This is a genomic window from Roseococcus suduntuyensis (assembly GCF_014196305.1).
GTDB classification, from domain to species: Bacteria; Pseudomonadota; Alphaproteobacteria; order Acetobacterales; family Acetobacteraceae; genus Roseococcus; species Roseococcus suduntuyensis.
The window spans coordinates 100,510-118,057 of sequence record NZ_JACIDJ010000002.1 but is presented as its reverse complement, the minus strand read 5'-3'; the positions used below and the strand labels follow the sequence as shown (position 1 = coordinate 118,057).

The 17,548-nt window shown below is 70.4% G+C and carries 15 protein-coding genes; 5 read left to right on the top strand and 10 right to left on the bottom strand.

Features of this window, described 5'->3' with window-relative positions; all coding sequences use genetic code 11:
* Window positions 1-38: 38 nt before the first annotated feature.
* From glgC to GGQ83_RS07015, 4 genes are all read right to left on the bottom strand, one after another.
* Window positions 39-1,304 carry a glucose-1-phosphate adenylyltransferase gene (gene glgC / locus GGQ83_RS07030; protein WP_184383081.1) on the bottom strand — a complete coding sequence of 422 codons (1,266 nt, stop codon included), beginning with the start codon at window positions 1,302-1,304 and terminating at the stop codon, window positions 39-41.
* Window positions 1,297-3,525 carry a 1,4-alpha-glucan branching protein GlgB gene (glgB, locus tag GGQ83_RS07025; protein ID WP_184383080.1) on the bottom strand — a complete coding sequence of 743 codons (2,229 nt, stop codon included), beginning with the start codon at window positions 3,523-3,525 and terminating at the stop codon, window positions 1,297-1,299. The genes glgC and glgB overlap by 8 nt, the downstream gene beginning before the upstream one ends.
* Window positions 3,526-3,536: 11 nt before the next feature.
* A complete protein-coding gene (locus GGQ83_RS07020) occupies window positions 3,537-5,999 on the bottom strand; it encodes a glycogen/starch/alpha-glucan phosphorylase (protein ID WP_311727491.1) in 2,463 nt (820 codons plus the stop codon).
* Window positions 6,000-6,080: 81 nt separating this feature from the next.
* Window positions 6,081-7,001 carry a PfkB family carbohydrate kinase gene (locus GGQ83_RS07015; RefSeq protein WP_184383078.1) on the bottom strand — a complete coding sequence of 307 codons (921 nt, stop codon included), beginning with the start codon at window positions 6,999-7,001 and terminating at the stop codon, window positions 6,081-6,083.
* A gap of 118 nt (window positions 7,002-7,119) precedes the next feature.
* Between GGQ83_RS07015 and GGQ83_RS07010 the strand changes: the two genes are divergently transcribed.
* Together GGQ83_RS07010 and GGQ83_RS07005 are read left to right on the top strand one after the other, a co-directional pair.
* Window positions 7,120-8,058 carry an alpha/beta hydrolase gene (locus GGQ83_RS07010; RefSeq protein ID WP_184383077.1) on the top strand — a complete coding sequence of 313 codons (939 nt, stop codon included), beginning with the start codon at window positions 7,120-7,122 and terminating at the stop codon, window positions 8,056-8,058.
* 20 nt (window positions 8,059-8,078) lie between these two features.
* Complete coding sequence (locus GGQ83_RS07005; protein WP_184383076.1) at window positions 8,079-8,867, top strand: SDR family NAD(P)-dependent oxidoreductase; 789 nt, start codon at window positions 8,079-8,081, stop codon at window positions 8,865-8,867.
* On the opposite strand, the gene GGQ83_RS07000 is transcribed toward GGQ83_RS07005, so the two are convergent.
* Both GGQ83_RS07000 and GGQ83_RS06995 read right to left on the bottom strand, forming a co-directional pair.
* Window positions 8,859-9,593 (bottom strand): tRNA1(Val) (adenine(37)-N6)-methyltransferase, encoded by a 735-nt coding sequence (locus GGQ83_RS07000; RefSeq protein WP_184383075.1) that lies wholly within the window; start codon window positions 9,591-9,593, stop codon window positions 8,859-8,861. The two genes, GGQ83_RS07005 and GGQ83_RS07000, sit on opposite strands and share 9 nt — an antisense overlap.
* Window positions 9,580-9,777: a putative signal transducing protein gene (locus GGQ83_RS06995; protein WP_184383681.1), complete on the bottom strand. Its 198-nt coding sequence runs from the start codon at window positions 9,775-9,777 to the stop codon at window positions 9,580-9,582. The genes GGQ83_RS07000 and GGQ83_RS06995 overlap by 14 nt, the downstream gene beginning before the upstream one ends.
* 199 nt (window positions 9,778-9,976) lie before the next feature.
* On the opposite strand from GGQ83_RS06995, the gene GGQ83_RS06990 reads away from it, so the two are divergent.
* On the top strand, window positions 9,977-10,993 hold the full coding sequence (locus GGQ83_RS06990; protein WP_311727794.1) for a polyprenyl synthetase family protein: 1,017 nt from the start codon (window positions 9,977-9,979) through the stop codon (window positions 10,991-10,993).
* A 225-nt stretch (window positions 10,994-11,218) separates the two neighbouring features.
* Here the strand turns inward: GGQ83_RS06990 and GGQ83_RS06985 are convergent, their stop codons facing one another.
* A complete protein-coding gene (locus tag GGQ83_RS06985; RefSeq protein ID WP_184383073.1) occupies window positions 11,219-11,899 on the bottom strand; it encodes a DJ-1/PfpI family protein in 681 nt (226 codons plus the stop codon).
* 66 nt (window positions 11,900-11,965) lie between these two features.
* Window positions 11,966-12,625 carry a DsbA family oxidoreductase gene (locus tag GGQ83_RS06980; protein WP_184383072.1) on the bottom strand — a complete coding sequence of 220 codons (660 nt, stop codon included), beginning with the start codon at window positions 12,623-12,625 and terminating at the stop codon, window positions 11,966-11,968.
* A 43-nt stretch (window positions 12,626-12,668) separates the two neighbouring features.
* On the opposite strand from GGQ83_RS06980, the gene GGQ83_RS06975 reads away from it, so the two are divergent.
* On the top strand, window positions 12,669-13,724 hold the full coding sequence (locus tag GGQ83_RS06975) for an AI-2E family transporter (RefSeq protein WP_184383071.1): 1,056 nt from the start codon (window positions 12,669-12,671) through the stop codon (window positions 13,722-13,724).
* A gap of 74 nt (window positions 13,725-13,798) precedes the next feature.
* Window positions 13,799-14,797, top strand: coding sequence for a Bug family tripartite tricarboxylate transporter substrate binding protein (locus GGQ83_RS06970; RefSeq protein WP_184383070.1), 999 nt, complete (start codon window positions 13,799-13,801; stop codon window positions 14,795-14,797).
* A 117-nt stretch (window positions 14,798-14,914) separates the two neighbouring features.
* Here the strand turns inward: GGQ83_RS06970 and GGQ83_RS06965 are convergent, their stop codons facing one another.
* Both GGQ83_RS06965 and GGQ83_RS06960 read right to left on the bottom strand, forming a co-directional pair.
* Window positions 14,915-16,099: an acetyl-CoA acetyltransferase gene (locus GGQ83_RS06965; RefSeq protein WP_184383069.1), complete on the bottom strand. Its 1,185-nt coding sequence runs from the start codon at window positions 16,097-16,099 to the stop codon at window positions 14,915-14,917.
* A 245-nt stretch (window positions 16,100-16,344) separates the two neighbouring features.
* Window positions 16,345-17,481: a bifunctional 2-C-methyl-D-erythritol 4-phosphate cytidylyltransferase/2-C-methyl-D-erythritol 2,4-cyclodiphosphate synthase gene (locus tag GGQ83_RS06960; protein WP_184383068.1), complete on the bottom strand. Its 1,137-nt coding sequence runs from the start codon at window positions 17,479-17,481 to the stop codon at window positions 16,345-16,347.
* Window positions 17,482-17,548: the final 67 nt, after the last annotated feature.

Here is a 17,548-nt window from a genome sequence, read left to right as displayed (position 1 = left end):
CGCCTCCTGGTGCATCGCCGAAGGCCTTGGCGGCCAGTTCACTTCAACCGGTCCAGCATGGACTGGGTGATCAGCACCACCCCATTTTCCGAGCGGCGGAAGCGCCGGGCGTCCAGCTCCGGGTCCTCGCCCACCACCAGGCCCTCGGGGATGCGGCAGGAACGGTCCACCACCACGCGGGAGAGGCGCGCCCCACGCCCCACGTCCACCCCCGGCAACACCACCGCCTCATGCAGCCGCGCATAGGAATGGACATGGACATTGGTGAACAGCAAAGACCGCCGCGCCGTGCCGCCCGACATGATGCAGCCGCCCGACACCAGGGAGGAGATGGCCTCGCCCCGCCGCCCTTCCTCGTCATGGACGAACTTGGCGGGGGGCACGACCTCGGCATGCGTCCAGATCGGCCAGTCCTGGTCATAGAGATCGAGCGGGGGGACGATGTCCGTCAGGTCGATGTTCGCCTCCCAATAGGCGTCCACCGTGCCCACGTCGCGCCAGTAGGGCGAGGATTCCCGCACGGACATCACGCAGGACCGCTCGAAGCGGTGCGCCACCGCGTGGCCGTTCTCCACGATCCAGGGGATGATGTCCTTGCCGAAATCATGGCTGGAATCCGGGTTCTCCGCGTCGCGCTTCAGCAGTTGCAGCAGGTAGCGCGTCTCGAAGACGTAGATGCCCATGGAGGCGAGTGCCAGGTCCGGCCGGTCCGGAATGCCGGGCGGGTCCTTGGGCTTCTCCAGGAAGTTCGTGATGCGGGAGCTGCGGTCCACGGCCATGATGCCGAAGCCCGAGGATTGCTCGCGCGGGAAGGCCAGGCAGGAGACGGTGACGTCGGCGCCGCTGTCCACATGCTGCTGGAGCATGCGCTCGTAGTCCATCTTGTAGACGTGGTCGCCCGCCAGGATCACGATGTGTCGCGGCGCGGCGTCCTCGATGATGTCGATGTTCTGGTAGACCGCATCGGCCGTGCCGAGATACCAGCTGTTCTCGCTGACGCGCTGGCTGGCGGGTAGGATGTCGAAGCTCTCGTTGCGCTCGCCGCGGAAGAAGTTCCAGCCGCGCTGCAAATGCCGGATCAGGCTGTGGGCCTTGTATTGCGTCGCCACCGCCACGCGGCGGATGCCGGAGTTCAGTGCGTTGGACAGCGCGAAGTCGATGATGCGCGACTTGCCGCCGAAATAAACGGCGGGCTTGGCGCGGCGGTCCGTCAGTTCCATCAGGCGGGAGCCGCGGCCCCCGGCCAGCACGAAGGCCATGGCGGTTCGGGCCAGGGGCGCGGGCGCCAATTGGCGGTCAGGCATCGTTTTCCTCCGGTGGCGGCCATTCTTCGGGCGCCAGATAGACAACAGCGAGTGGCGGCAGCATGACCCAGGCTGAGGCGGGCTGGCCGAAGGCGGGCATGTCCCGGGCGCGCACCACGCCGAGATTGCCGAGGCCCGAGCCGCCATAGACGGTCGCGTCCGTGTTCAGCAATTCGCGCCAGCGTCCGGCCGCCGGCAGGCCGATCAGATGCGCCTCGCGCGGGGCGGCGGTGAAGTTGCACAGCACGGCCACGGGCGCGCCACCATCACCATCATGGCGCAGCCAGGTGAAGGTGCAATCGGCGCTGTCATCGGCGTCGATCCAGTGGAAGCCCTCGGGCTGCGCATCGGCCGCGTGCAGCGCGGGCAGCGCCTGGTGCAGGGCGTTGAGGTCGCGCACCAGGGTCTGCACGCCGGTGTGGCGCGCGTGCTGCAGCAGCCACCAGTCGAGTTCCCGCGCCTCCGACCATTCGCGCCATTGCGCGATCTCGTTGCCCATGAAGAGCAGCTTCTTGCCCGGGTGGCCCCACATGTAGCCGAGATAGGCGCGCAGATTGGCGAAGCGTTGCCAGTCATCGGCGCCATCGCCGCCCTTGGGCATGCGCCCCAGCAGGGAGCCCTTGCCATGCACCACCTCGTCATGGCTCAGCGGCAGGATGAAGTTCTCGTTGAAGGCGTACATGAGGGAGAAGTTCATCAGCTGGTGGTGCCAGCCGCGATGGATGGGCTCCTTCGCCACATAGCGCAGCGTGTCGTTCATCCAGCCCATATTCCACTTGAAGTCGAAGCCGAGCCCGCCTTCCTCGGCCGGCGCCGTAACGCCGGACCAGTCGGTGGCCTCTTCCGCGATCATCACCGCACCTTGGCCGGCCCGCTTCACCAGCGCGTTGATGTGACGCAGGCAGGCAATGGCGTCGCGGTTGTCATTGCCGCCATCGGGATTGGGCGACCATTCACCGGGCCCGCGCGAATAGTCGAGGTGGATCATGGAGGAGACGGCGTCCACCCGCAGCCCGTCGGCGTGGAAGCGCTCGATCCAGAACATGGCGTTGGAGGCGAGGAAGGCGCGCACCTCGGTGCGCCCATAGTCGTAGATGGCCGTGCCCCAGTCCGGGTGGAAGCCGCGCTGCGGGTCCGGATGCTCGAACAGGGGCGTCCCGTCGAAGCGCGCCAGGCCATGGGCGTCCTGCGGGAAATGCGCCGGCACCCAGTCGAGCAGGACGCCGAGCCCGGCCTCATGCGCCGCATTGATGAAGCGCATCAGGCCGCGTGGCCCGCCCAGCCGCGCCGTCACCGCATGCATGCCCACGGGCTGATAGCCCCAGGAGGCATCGAGCGGATGCTCCATCACCGGCATGAGCTGGATGTGAGTGAAGCCGAGCGAACGGACATAGGGGATGAGGTCGGCCGCCAATTCATCCCAGTTCCAGAACCTCCCATCGGGGTGGCGTTTCCACGACGGGGCGTGAACCTCGTAGACCGACATGGGTTGCGTGCGCGGCGCGGATTTGGCGCGCGCGGACATCCAGGCGGCATCCGTCCATTCGAAGCCGTCCAGATCCGCCACGACCGAGGCATTGGCGGGGCGCATTTCCGCAGCGAAGCCGAAGGGGTCGGCCTTCAGCGGTAGCAGGGTCCCGGCGGGGCCGAGCAGCTCATATTTGTAGACCGTGCCGGGGCCGATGCCGGGCAGGAACAGCTCCCAGATGCCGCTGTCCACGCGCCGGCGCATGGTGTGGCGCCGCCCGTCCCAGAAGTTGAAGTCGCCCACCACCGAGACACGCTTGGCATGCGGCGCCCAGACCGCGAAGCGCGTGCCCACCACGCCCCCATGCGTGCCGGGATGCGCGCCCAGCCGCTCATGCAGCCGATGATGCGTGCCTTCGAGAAGAAGATGGTCGTCAAGTGGACCGAGTGCGGGGCCCAGCGCATAGGCGTCATGGACATCCCGCGCGCCGGCCGGCTCATGGACGCGCAGCCGCGTGCAGGCCTCGCGCCGCACTCCGGGCAGGAAACCCTCGAAGAAACCCTGCTCGCCGCGGGGTGCGAGCGGCCGCGACCCCTGCGGCAGCAGCGCCTCCACGCGCGAGGCGCCGGGGAAGAAGGCGCGCCACACCACCCCGCCCTCGGTCGCGTGCGGGCCCAGCAGGGCGAAGGGGTCGCCATGGGCGGCGGCCAGGAAGGAGGTCAGCTCCGCCTCGCTGGCGCGCCAGTCTTCCATCGCCGCGCCGCTCAATGTTCCACCGGCACGCGCCAGATCTCCTCCGCATATTCGCGGATGGTGCGGTCGGAGGAGAACCAGCCCAGCCGCGCCGTGTTCAGGATGGCCGCGCGCTGCCATTCGGCCTGCTGCGCCCAGAGCATGTCCACCTCGCGCTGCTTGGTGAAGTAGCTGTCAAAATCGGCGGTGACGAGGAAGTGGTCATGGTCGCGCAGGTTCCGCACCATCTCGACATAGCGGCCGCGGTCATCGGGTGAGAGCACGCCGGAACTGAGCTGGTCCATCACCTGCGACAGGCGGAAGGAGGCCTCGATGGCCATCTGCCCGTGCCAGCCTTCCTTGCGGCGGTTCTCCACCTCCGGCGTGGTCAGGCCGAAGATGAACATGTTCTCCGCGCCCACATGCTCCAGCATCTCGACATTGGCGCCGTCCAGCGTGCCGATGGTGAGTGCGCCATTGAGGCCGAGCTTCATGTTGCCGGTGCCCGATGCCTCCATGCCCGCGGTGCTGATCTGCTCCGACAGGTCGGCGGCGGGGATGATCACCTCGGCCAGCGAGACGTTGTAGTTGGGCAGGAACACCACCTTCAGCCGGTCGCGCATCATCGGGTCGCGGTTGACAATGCGCGCCACGTCATGCGCCAGCTTGATGATGAGCTTGGCGCGGTGGTAGCTCGCCGCCGCCTTGCCCGCGAAGATCTTCACGCGCGGCTGCCACTCGCGGTGCGGCTCGGCGCGGATCGCGTCATAGAGCGCGATCGTCTCCAGCACGTTCAGCAATTGCCGCTTGTACTCATGGATGCGCTTGATGTGGATGTCGAACATCGCGGTGGGGTCAACGCGGATGCCCGTGCGCTCCCGGATCACCTGGGCCAGCGCCTGCTTGTTGACCCGTTTCACCTCGGCGAAGCGCTGCTGGAAGGCGGCATCGCCCGCGAGTTTCTCGAGGCCCCGCAGCGCCTCGGGGTCGTCCAGGAAATCAGGCCCGATGCTCTCGACCAGCAGCTCGGTCAGGCAGGGGTTGCACTGCTGCAGCCAGCGCCGGAAGGTCACGCCATTGGTCTTGTTGGTCAGCTTCTGCGGGCTGAGCATGTGGAAGTCACGGAAGACCGTCTGCTTCAGCAGCTCCGAATGCAGGGCCGAGACGCCGTTCACCTTGTGGCTGCCCACGAAGGCCAGGTGCCCCATGCGAACGCGCCGCCCGGACTGCTCCTCGATGAGCGAGAGCGAGGCCAGCAGCCGGTTGTCGCCCGGATAGGCCTCCGAAACTTCGCCCAGATGCACCGCGTTGATCATGTAGATGATCTGCATGTGGCGGGGCAGCAGCTGTTCCATGAGCGCGACGGGCCAGCTCTCCAGCGCCTCGGGCAGCAGGGTGTGGTTGGTGTAGCTGATGCAGCCCTGGGTGACGCGCCAGGCGTCGGCCCATTCCATCCCGTTGTCGTCGAGCAGGATGCGCATCAGCTCCGCCACCACGATGGCGGGATGGGTGTCGTTGAGCTGGATGGCCACGCGGTCGGGCAGGGTGTTGAGGCTGCCATAGACGCGCTGGTGCCGCCGGATCAGATCCTGCAGCGCGGCCGAGGAGAAGAAGAATTCCTGCCGCAGCCGCAATTCCTGCCCCGAGGGGCTGTCATCGGCCGGGTAGAGGATGCGGCTGATGGCCTCGGCGCGCGCGCGTTCGGAGACGGCGCCGATATGATCGCCGCGGTTGAAGGCCTCAAGGCGCAGCACGTCGGGTGCGCGGGCCGACCAAAGGCGCAGCGTGTTCACATGCTTGCCGCGCCAGCCCACGATGGGCGTGTCATAGGCGACCGCCAGCACCGTCTCTGCGGGCTTCCAGACATGGCGGATGCTGCCGTCGCCGCCCTCCACCTCCTCGACGCTGCCGCCGAAGCCGATGGGGTGGGCGATCTCGGGGCGCGCGAATTCCCAGGGGTTGGAGAAGTTCAGCCAATCCTCGGGGAATTCCTCCTGCCAGCCGTCGCGGATGGCCTGCTTGAACAGCCCGTGGTCGTATCGGATGCCATAGCCGAAGGCGGGGATGGAGAGGGAGGCGAGGCTCTCCATGAAGCACGCCGCGAGCCGCCCCAACCCGCCATTTCCGAGAGCGGCATCGGGTTCGCAGGCCTCGATCAAGGCGGGGCTGACATCGAGCGAGACCAGCGCTGCCCGCACATCGGCCATCAGGCCGAAGTTGGACATGTTCTCGCGCAGCAGCCGGCCGATGAGGAATTCGAGTGAGAGGTAGTAGACCTGCTTCTCGCCGGTGTCGTAGGCGGCGCGCATGTCGTTCAGCCAGGGCTGCACCACATGGTCGCGCACGGCCAGCGCGGTGGCCATGAACCAGTCGCGCTCCAGCGCGCCGGCGCGGCTCTTGCCGATGTCAAAGGTCAGCTTGCGCAGGATGGCGTCGCGCATGGCCTCCGCGCCACGGGCGACGGGGGCGGGGCTGTTCGTGTCGGGCGGTGTCACGGAGTGGCGCATCCTCAACTTGGGCGGTGCGATCCTCGCATGGATCGGCGGGGTGCCGGAAGCGTCTTCGGGCCCGCGCGGCTAGCCCTGTTCGGCCAGGAATGCCTCGGTCTCGGCGCGCGCGGCGGTGGTGCCGTCCCGCGCGCGCAGGGCGCCGGCGGCGTTGGCGAAGCGCAGCGCCGCCTCCACCGGCCGGCCCTCGGCGATGGCGAGCGCATAGGCCCCGTGGAACACGTCGCCCGCGCCGGTGGTGTTGGTGGCGGCGACCTGGAAGGCCGGCATCTCGCGCGGCGTGCGCTGGCCGCGCGTCAGCCACAACACGCCCTTCTCGCCGCGCGTGACGGCCGCGACCTCGGTCACGCCCTCGGCCAGCGCGCGGCGCAGGCCGTCGGCGGGGCGGGCGCCGGGGGCAAAGTTCATCAGCCCGGGGACGGAGAAGATGGCATGCCGCGCGCGAGGCACGAGGTCGAGCAGGATGCGCGTCTCGCTGCGCTCGGCGTCCAGCACGCTGGGCAGGTTTGCCGCCTCCGCCGCGGCCAGCGCCGACACCGCCCCTTCGTGCCAGCGCGGGTCACACAGCAACGCGCCCGCTTGGGCCAGGGCATCCAGCGGCAGCCAGGCCGGGTCCACGCTCAGATGCTCGCCGCGATAGCCCAGGATCGCGCGCTCCCCCACCGCATCCACCAGCACGGCCGAGACGGGGCTGACCGCGCCCGGGATGACGCGCACCGCATCGGTGGCGACGCCCTCGGCCGCCAACGCGGCCAGCAGCATGGCCCCGTTCGCGTCATCGCCGAGCCGACCCCAGAAGGCCGCGCGCCCGCCCAGGCGCCGCGCCGCGATGGCGGCATTGGCCGCCATGCCGCCCGCTGTCAGCGCATAGCCGCGCGCGCGGGCCTTGGCCGGCGGCTGGGGCACGTCGTCCACGCGAAAGACATGATCCGCCACGGCGTTGCCGAGGCAGATGACGAGGGGGGAGGGGGTCAGGGAAGGGCCGTCCATGCCCGGCCATCTGGCCTGATCCGGCCCGCGCCGCGCAAGCTTCTCCTTGTTGCGGGCATGTTGCCGGGTGGCCGCGCTTGGCCCAACCTGCTTGCCATCGCATTCGTCAGGAGAGCCCATGGCCGCCCCCCTCCACCCCGATTGCCTCACGCTGCTGGACATGGTGAAGGCCTCGGGCCGTCCCGCCTTCAACCTGATCTCACCCGAGGAGGCGCGTGAACTCTACGCCGCCGGCCGCCCCGTGCTGCAGCCGCCCCCGCCCGAGGTGGCCGAGGCGCGCGACCTCACGCTGCCCGGCGGCAACCGTGCCCGCCTCTACCGCCCGGCCGGCAGTGCGCCGGGCCAGGTGCTCCCCGGGATGCTCTACATGCATGGCGGCGGCTGGGTCTTCGGGGACATCGACACCCATGACCACCTGGCGCGCAGCCTGGCGAACGAGGCGGGCTGCGCCGTGCTCTCGGTGGATTACCGCCTGGCGCCGGAGCACCGCTTCCCCGCCGCCATTGAGGATTGCGCCGCGGCCTTCCGCCACATGGCCGCGAATGCCGCGAGCTATGGCATGGACCCCGCGCGGCTTGCGGTCGGCGGCGACAGCGCGGGTGGCTCCATGGCCGCCGTGCTGGCGCTGATGGCGCGCGATGGCGCGTTGCCGCCGGTGAAGTTCCAGCTGCTGCTCTACCCCGCCACCGACATGGCGATGCGGCACGAAAGCTATGCCCGCTTCACCGGCGGCGTGCCGCTGACCACCGTCATCATGGAGTGGTTCCGCGACCACTACGCGCCCGACCCCACGACGTGGAATGACTGGCGCGCCTCGCCGCTGCGCGCGTCTTCGCTGGCCGGGACCGCGCCCGCCTATGTGCTGACCGTGGCGCATGACCCGCTCTGCGACGAGGGGCGCGACTATGCCGCGCGGCTGGAGCGCGAGGGGGTCCGGGTGCAGCACCTGCACGCGGCCGACATGTTGCACGGCATGCTGACCATGGGCGCCATCATCCGCCCCGCCGCCACCTATATCAGCGGCGCCGCGGCGGCGCTGCGTGACGGGCTGGCCTGACAAGAACAAGGAGGGGAGAGATGCGCTTCAAGGACAAGGTGGCGGTGGTGACGGGGGCGGCCAATGGCCTTGGCCTCGACGCCGCCCAGGGTTTCGCCCGTGAGGGGGCGCGCGTGCTGCTGGTGGACCGTGACCCGCTGGTTCATGACGCCGCCGCCACGCTGCGGGCGGAGGGGCATGACGCGCAATCGCGCATCGCGGACGTCACCCGCGTCGCCGAGGTCGCGGCCTATGTCGCCGCCGCCGTCGAGGCCTGGGGCGGCATCCATTGCTTCTTCAACAATGCCGGCATCGAGGGCCATGTGCGCCCCCTGGTCGAGCAGGAGGAGGAGGTCTTCGACGCCGTCATGGCCGTGAACGTGAAGGGCGTCTTCCTTGGACTGCGCGCGGTCCTGCCCGTGATGCTGCGCCAGGGTTCGGGCGCGGTGGTGAACACGGCCTCCACGGCGGCGCTGGCGGGCTCCGTGGGGCTCGCGCCCTATGTGGGCTCCAAGCATGCGGTGCTGGGCATCACGCGCTCGGTCGCGGGCGAGGTGGCGCGGGCCGGCGTGCGGGTGAACGCCGTCTGCCCCGGCCCCACCGAGACACGCATGATCCATTCGCTGGAAGAGCAGGCCGGGATGCGGGGCGTGAACGACGCGGCCGAACGCTACAAGGCCAACATTCCCACGGGCCGCTATTCCACACCGGCGGAGGTCACGGCGGCCGTGCTCTTCCTGTGTTCGGACGCGGCCTCGGCCATCACGGGCGCGCATCTGCAGGTGGATGGCGGGCGCACGGCCTGCCCGGCGGCCAGCGCGCTACGGTAGCGCGGCACCCCCGCGCAGCACGGCCTCGGCCGCGGGCGTGAAGGAGCCGTCCGCGGCGTGGAGGACAAGGCCGGGCAGCACCTCGTCCGCCCCCCGCCCACCGCGTCGTGCCTGGACCAGCACCCGCTTGGCCGCCACCCCCGTGCGCGGCCAGAGCGGCAGCAGGCGCACCGCGCCGCACCCCACGCCCCGCATCGCCGCCACGGCTGCGGCGAAGCGCCCGGCAGGCAGCACCAGCGTGAGCGTGCCAAGGTGCCGCAACGGCCGCGCCAGCATCGCCACCCAGTCCTCCAGCGCCGCATCCTCATGCGCGGCGTCGCGCCGGCGAGGCTGCGGCGAGGGCGTGCCGCCCGGCCAATAGGGCGGGTTGGCGAAGGCGTGGTCGCAGCGGGGCAGGGCGGGCGGGGTGCGGATGTCGGCGGCATGGATCATCGCCGCCGCGCCATTGGCCTCCGCGTTGCGCCGCGCCAGCGCCGCCATCTCCGCGTCGCGCTCGACGGCCTGCACGGCCACCCCGGGCACCCGGGCCGCGAGGCAGAGGAAGGCCGCCCCGGACCCGCAGCCGGCCTCCAGCACCCTCTCGCCCGGCCGGGCGGGGATGAAGGCGGCCAGCAGCACGGGGTCGAGCGCGGCACGGAACCCCTCGCGTGGCTGGGTCAGCCGCACCCGGCCGCCCAGCAGCGCATCCTCGGTGAAGGCCTCGGCGGGCGGCTCAGACCCCGGCATCGGCCAGGATGCGCCGGGCGCGCGGCCCATCCTCGCGCCGCACGGCGAGGCGCCGGGGAAACATGGCCAACCCCAGCCCCGCCAGGTTCGCGTCGAGCATCACGGGCTCGATGCCGGCATCGCGCAGCAGGGCGGCCAGGAACTGCATGCGCACCGGGTCACCATCCTCCGCCACAACCTCCACGCGCGCCCCCTCCAGCGGTGCCAGGCCCTTGCCAGGCCTTGCCTTGCCGCCATCTTTGCCGGGGCCTATCCTGCGGCGCGGCGCGGAACGGTCAAGCCGTGATGTCCGGTTGAGCGGCCCTGGGCCGGCCGCGTCTTTTCTGACCATTGGCCATCGCGCGGGACATGGCGCGTTTCGGGGGCATGACAGCGTGGGTGGTGTGATCGAGGCGAAGGACCAGGGCGCGGCCGGGCATGGTGAGGACGCGCTGAAGCGCCTCACCGCCCTCGTGGCCGAGGACCTCGCGCAGTGTAATCGTCTCATCGTCGAGCGCATGCACAGCCCGGTGGCCCTCATCCCGCAGCTCGCCGCGCACCTCGTCAGCTCGGGCGGGAAGCGGCTGCGGCCGGTGCTGACGCTCGGCGCCTCGCGCATGTGCGGGTATGAGGGGCCGCGCCATGTGGCGCTCGCCGCCTGCGTGGAGTTCATCCACACCGCGACGCTGCTGCATGACGACGTGGTGGATGAGAGCACGCTGCGCCGCGGCCAGGCCTCTGCCAACGCGCTGTTCGGCAACAAGCCCTCGGTGCTGGTGGGCGACTTCCTCTTCGCCCGCGCCTTCCGCTTGATGGTGGAGGATGGCAACCTGGAGGTGATGCGCATCCTCTCCTCGGCCGCCGCCACGCTGGCGGAGGGCGAGGTGCTGCAGCTTCTCATCCAGAATGACCTGGGCACGACGGAGGCGCAGTATCTCGAAGTGATCGAGGGCAAGACGGCCTCCCTCTTCGCCGCCGCCACACGCCTTGGCGCCGTCGTCGCCGATCGGCCCGAGGCGGAAGCCGAGGCGCTGGATTCCTATGGCCGCAACCTCGGCATCGCCTTCCAACTGGTGGATGACGCCCTCGATTATGCCGCCGAGCAGGAGAAGCTGGGCAAGACCGTCGGCGATGATTTCCGCGAGGGCAAGATCACGCTGCCCGTGCTGGCCGCCTTCCACGCCGGTGAGGCGACCGAGCAGGAATTCTGGCGCCGCACCATCGAGGAACGCCAGCAGGACGACAGCGACTTCGCCGAGGCCCAGCGCCTGATGGCCCGCCACGGTGCCGTCGCCAAGACCATCGCCCGCGCGGAAGCTTATGGCGAGGCCGCCCTGAAGTCCCTGGCCGGCTTCCCCGACAACCCCTTCCGCCACGCGCTGGCCGAGGTGGTGCGGTTCTGCATCGCACGGGCCAGGTGAGGCCCGGCGGGGGCTGCCGCCCCCGGACCCCCGCCAGGGGCCATGGGCCCCTGACCCCGTTCGCTTCAGTGGGTATTCAAAGGGAGGGGCATGTTGTGCCCTGGATGACGCGCGCGCCCGTGACGCCCCTCCCTTTGAATACCCATTAAGTCAAAAGGGTTCCGAGGGCCTGGGCCCTCGGCGGGAGGGGTCCGGGGAGGGCAGCGCCCTCCCCGGGGCGCCACCTCACCCCGTGAGCTGCAGTCCCCGCAACACCGCCTCGCGCGCGGCGACGACGTTCGCGAAGGCGGCGGTGGCCTGGTCGCGCGTCGCGGCGGGGGCGGTGCGGGGGTTGCCGGCCTGGAAGGGCGGGTGGGGGTCGTACTGCATGTAGAGCTGGATGAACTGCGCGACCTCGGGGCCGCGCAGCTTCGCGGCCACGTGCAGGGCGCCGTCGAAGCCCGAGGTGACGCCGGCCGCGGTGACGAACTTGCCGTCCTCGACCACGCGTTCGTCCACGGGGGTGGCGCCCAGCAGGGGCAGCAGATGGTGGCTGGCCCAATGGGTGGTGGCGCGGCGGCCGCGCAGCAGCCCGGTGGCGCCCAGCAGCAGGGAGCCGGTGCAGACGGTGAAGACCAGTTGCGCCCCTTCGGCCTGGCGCTTCAGCCAGTCCAGCAGCCGGGCATCGCGCATGGCGGCGTCCACGCCGAATCCGCCCGGGACGTGCAGCACGTCGAGCTGCGGCGCGTCCTCCAGCACGGCATCGGGGAGGATTCGCAGGCCCTTCATGTCGGTGACGGGGTCGAGGCTGGGCCCATAGAGGCGCCAGGTCGAATCGGGCAGGCGGGACAGGATCTCGTGCGGCCCGGTCAGGTCCACCTGGTCGAGGTCCGGGAAGATCACGCTGCCGATGTTGAGATGCGTCATGGAACGGGCCCCCTTTGTGGTTGTCCGCCATTGTCGGGCTTTCCCGGGCGCCGTCCAGGCCAGCGGTCACGAAGTGGTGAGCGCCACCTCGATGAGGCGTTGCAGCACCTCGCCCTCCTGGGCGCCGGCGATGGCGTGCTGCCCATCCACCAGGAAGCAGGGCACCCCGTTGATTCCCAGGCGATGGGCGCGCAGGTTTTCCAGGTGGACCCATTCGGTCTCGGCGGGGCTGGCCAGGAATTGGCGGGCCTCGGCGGGGTCGAGGCCCTCGGCGGCGGCGAGGGCAGCCAGGACCGCATGCTGGCCGATATCCTGCCCCTCGCTGAAATAGGCCTGGAAGATGCGCTCCACCAACCCGTCCAGCGGCCCCTGGGGCGCGGCCCAGCGCAGCAGCCGGTGGCCGTCCAGGCTGGAGGGGATGCGGCGCATCAGGTCGAAGCGGAAGGCGATGCCCTCGGCCTGGCCCAGCTCGGCGATGGTGCCGTGCAGGCGGCGGGCGCGTTCCTCGCCGCCGAACTTCCGTGTCAGCCAGTCCTGCCGGGGGACGCCGCCGGGGGCGATGTCGGGGTTCAGCAGGAAGGGGCGCCAGAGCAGTTCGGCCTGCAGGTCCGCCCGCTCGGCCAGGACGCGCAGCAGGCGGCGCACGCCCAGATAGCACCAGGGGCAGACGAGATCGAAGACGATCTCGACGGAAAGCCGCGGCCGGGGTGGTGCGAGGACGTTCACCACCCCATTCTACGCAGACCACCGCAAAACGATAGGGTTCCGTATGGAAAGCAAGGACTCAGTGGCCCGGCTGATCGGGCTGCTGGCGGCAGGCCTGCTGGCGCTGGCCTGCTTCCTGGTGCTGCGGCCCTTCGTCTCGGCCCTGCTGGGGGCCGTCATCCTGGTGTTCTGCACCTGGCCCATCTTCCGCTTCCTCACCAACCGGCTGACCCTGCGCCCGGGCTATGCGGCGGCGGTGATGGTGGTTCTGGAATTCCTGCTGCTGGGCCTGCCCCTGCTGCTGGCGACGCCCGTCACGCGAGAGGATGTGGACGGCATCCGCACCTGGATCGAGCGGGTGCTGACCGAGGGGCTGCCGGACCTGTCGGGCGTGCTGCTGCCCATCCCGCTGGTGGGCGGGCCACTGAACAGCTTCTGGGACTCGCTGGCGGGCGACAGTTCGCAGCTCACGGCGCTGGTCGGCCCCTATGCCGGCACCATCGCGCAGCAGGCGCTGGGGCTGCTGCTGCTGCTGCTGTCGGGGCTGGTGGAGGTGCTGGTGGCCATCATCCTCGCCTTCTTCATCTACCGCGACGGGCCGGCCATCGCGGCGCATTGCTACCGTCTGCTGGAGCGGCTGGCCGGTGACCGCGCGCTGCACCTGTGGGAGCTGACGGGCAATGTGACGCGGGGCGTGGTCTATGGGCTGCTGGGCACGGCGCTGGCCCAGGGCTTCCTGACCGCCTTCGGCCTCTGGGTGGCGGGGGTGCCGCAGCCGGTGCTGCTGGGGGTGATCGCGGGGGTGATCTCGATCTTCCCGGTGGGGGCGCCGCTGGTGTGGCTGCCCGCCTCGATCTGGCTCTTCGCGACCGATTCCTGGGGCTGGGGGCTGTTCATGCTGCTCTACGGTGCCCTTGGCATCTCCTCGGTGGACAACGTGATCCGTCCCTGGCTGATCGCCCGCGGGGCGGACCTGCCCCTGCTGCTGACCCTGCTGGGCGCCTTGGGGGGTGTCTTCGCCTTCGGCTTCCTGGGCCTCTTCCTCGGGCCGGTGGTGCTGGCGGTGGGCTATGCGCTGCTGCTGGACTGGGGCGGGGTGAAGCAGTCACCCCCGCCCTGAACAAGGGCTTGCCTTTCGGGCCTTCCTGCCGGACACCCGGAGAAGCCACCCATCCGCAGCCCAGGAGACTTCCCATGAACGCCCCCCGTCGCGCGCTGCTCGGCGCGGCCCTCGCGGCTCCGCTCGCCGCCCCTGGCCTAGCCCGGGCCCAGGCCGCCTGGCCCTCCCGCCCCATCCGCATCATCGTTCCCTTCGCGCCCGGCGGCGCGGTGGACATCACGGGCCGCCTGCTGGCCGAGCGCATGCAGCCGCTGCTGAACGCCACGGTGGTGGTCGAGAACCGCGGCGGCGCCGGCGGCAACCTGGGCGGCGACATGGTCGCGAAGGCCGAGCCCGACGGGCACACCATCCTGCTCGGCACCGCCTCCATGCTGGCGGCGAACAAGTTTCTCTACCGCCGCTCCATGCCCTTCGACCCCATCCGGGACCTCGCCCCCGTGACGCGGGTGGTGACGGGGACGGTGCTGCTGGTGGTCAACGCCCGCCGCCCCTGGCAGAACTTCAATGAACTGGTGGCCGCGGCCCGCGCCAATCCGGGGCGGATCAGCATGGGCTCCTCCGGCACCGGCACGGTCAGCCACCTCACGCTCTCCAGCATCAACCGCGCGGCGGGCATGGACATCACCCATGTGCCCTATCGCGGCGGCGGCCCGGCCATCGTGGACCTCGTGGCGGGCAACATCGACATGATGTTCGACGTGATCCCGGCCCTGATGCCCCATGTGCGCGAAGGCCGCTTCCGCGCGCTGGCCGTGGGCAGCGCCGAGCGCGTGACCTATGTGCCCGAGCTGCGCGACGTGCCCGGCATGGCGGAGCTGCTGCCGCAGGCGGGCATCGACATGCAGTCCTGGTACGCCGTGAACGTGCCGGCGCGCACGCCCGCCCCGGTGATCGCGCGGTTGCACCAGGTCCTCACGCAGATCGCGCGCTCGGACGAGTTCAAGGGCCGGATGGAGCCGCTGGGCTTCACCCCCGTGACCGACGAGAGCCCCGAGGCCTATGGCCGCTACCTCACCGAGCAGGAGCGCGTGTGGCAGGGGCTGGTGGAGGCCTCGGGCGCCACGCTCGACTGACGCGGCGCCGGCCTGGAGCACGCCGCGTTCACGCGGCCTGCTCCAGCCGCTGTTGCGAGCGGGATTCGGCGTTTTCGGTGATCCCGCCTCAACGCATCCCGCCCTGGCGCGGGTGGGTCAGCCCGCCCGCTCCAGGATGCTGACATAGTTGGCGACGGCCGCGCCGCCCATGTTGAACACGCCCGCCACCTCGGCGCGCGGCAACTGCATCTCCCCCGCCTCGCCGCACAGCTGCATGGCGGCGAGCGCGTGCATGGAGACACCCGTGGCGCCGATCGGGTGGCCCTTGGCCTTCAGCCCGCCCGAGCGGTTGACGGGGAGCCTGCCGTCCTTGGCCGTCCAGCCCTCCAGGATGGCGCGGTGGCCCTGGCCCTCGGGCGTCAGCCCCATCGCCTCGTATTCGATGAGCTCGGCGATGGTGAAGCAGTCATGCACCTCGGCGAAGGAAAGGTCCGACAAGCCCATCCCGGCGGCGTCGAAGGCGCGCGCCCAGGCCTCGCGCGGGCCCTCGAAGCGGGTGATGTCGCGGCGCGCGATGGGCAGGAAGTCCTGCACATGGGCGGTGGCGCGGAAGCGGGCGGCGCGGGGGGCGGACTGGGCCACATCGCCCTCCGCGATGATGATGGCGGCCGCGCCGTCGCTCACCAGGCTGCAATCGGTGCGCTTGAGGGGGCGGGCGACGAAGGGGTTCTTTTCGCTCTCGGCGCGGCAGAACTCATACCCCAGGTCCTTGCGCATCTGCGCCCAGGGGTTGTCCACGCCATTCTTGTGATTCTTGGCGGCGATGGCGGCCAAGGCGTCGGACTGGTCGCCATGGCGCTGGAAATAGGCCTCGGCGATCCGGGCGAAGACGCCGGCGAAACCCGCCTCGATGCCGCCCTCGGTCTTGAGGTGACTGGCCGAGAGCAGGATCTCGCCGACCCGGGGGCCGGGGGTTGCAGTCATCTTCTCCACGCCCACGACCAAGGTGATCCGGCCGCGCTTCGCGGCGAGGAAATCGAGCGCGCCATGGATGGCGGCGCTGCCGGTCGCGCAGGCGTTCTCGTAGCGGGTGGCGGGGCGGAAGCGGAGTTCCGGCACGGCTTGGAACACCAGCGAGGCCGGGAATTCCTGCGGTGTGAAGCCGCCATTGAACTGGCCCAGGAAGACCGCGTCCACATCGGCGGGCTCCAGCCCCGCATGCTCGATGGCCTGGCGGGCGACGAGGCCGATCAGCGCCTCGGCATCAGGCGCGTCCTCGATCTTGCCGAAGCGGCTATGGGCCCAGCCGATGATGGCCGCGTCATGGGTGTGTCCGGTCATCGCATCCTCCATGTGTTGTCGGGGAGGATAGCGGGTGCGAGGCGGGCGCGAAATGACGGACGATGGAAAGGTTGAAACTTCGTTGTGATGGCGATTTTGTTAGGCGATGCGTTATCGTAAGGGTCTTGAAGAGGACCAGGATGGTCCCATCTGAGGTAGGTCGGTGGGGCTCTGGCCCTGCCGACAGCTTTGCCTTCCTCAACCTTGCCTTGGCCGCTCCCGAAAGGGGGCGGCCTCTTTTTTGTTCAGGCGGGCACCAGCAGGCTCACGGCCGTCTGCGCCGCGATGCCCTCGCCACGGCCGGTGAAGCCCAGCCGTTCGGTGGTCGTGGCCTTCACGCCGATGCGGCCGATCTCCACGCCCAGCAGCTCCGCCAGCCGCGCGCGCATGGCGGCCGCATGGGGGCCGATCTTGGGCCGCTCGCAGATCAGCGTGACGTCGGCATTGACCAGCATGCCGCCCCGCGCCGCGATCCGCCCCGCGGCATGGACCAGGAACTGCGCGCTGTCGGCGTCCTTCCACTTCATCTGGGAAGGGGGGAAGAAGGTGCCGATATCGCCCTCGGCCAGGGCGCCATAGATGGCGTCGCACAGCGCATGGATGCCCACATCGGCGTCCGAATGGCCATCGAGGCCCAATTCATGCGGCACCACCACCCCGCACAGGACCAGCGGCCGGCCCGGCACCAGGCGATGGACATCAAAGCCCGTCCCCACGCGCGGCAGCATCCGGGCGGTCATGTCGTGTTCCATGCGGGGCAAATCCTCCGGGCGGGTGATCTTGATGTTGCGCTCCGACCCCTCGACCAGGGCCACAGATAGCCCCGTGGCCTCGAGCAGGGCGGCGTCGTCGGTGGCGTCCTGGGTGGCGGCACGGTGGGCGGCCAGGATCGCGGGGAAGCGGAAGGCCTGGGGCGTCTGGGCGCGGAACAGCCCCTCGCGCGGGACGGTGGCCGCGATCACGCCATCCGCGCCGCGCTTGAGCGTATCGGCCACCGGCACGGCCGGGATGGCGCCGGGGTGGTGTTCCAGCGCCGCCAGCAGGGCAGGGATGGTGCCGGGCGGCAAATAGGGCCGCGCGCCGTCATGGATCAGCACCACATCGGGCGCATGCGCGGCCAGCGCTTCCAAACCCGCCCGCACGCTGGCCTGGCGGGTGGCGCCGCCGGCCACGATGGGAAGATGCGGCAGGCCGGCCAGCACGGGGGCGATGGATTCGGCCTCGCCCACGGGTTGCAGCCATGTCATCTGCCCGCCGGCCAGCAGCGCCTCGGCCGCGTGGCGCAGCACGGGCCGCCCGGCCAGGGCCGCGAACTGCTTGGGGACGGGGCCGCCGAAGCGTGAACCCGTCCCGGCGGCCAAGAGGAGAGCGGCGATCTTCATGCCCGCTTCGCTACCCCGCTTTGGGTTCCCTGCAAATGACCGGGGGCAAATCGCCCCGCGACGGTGC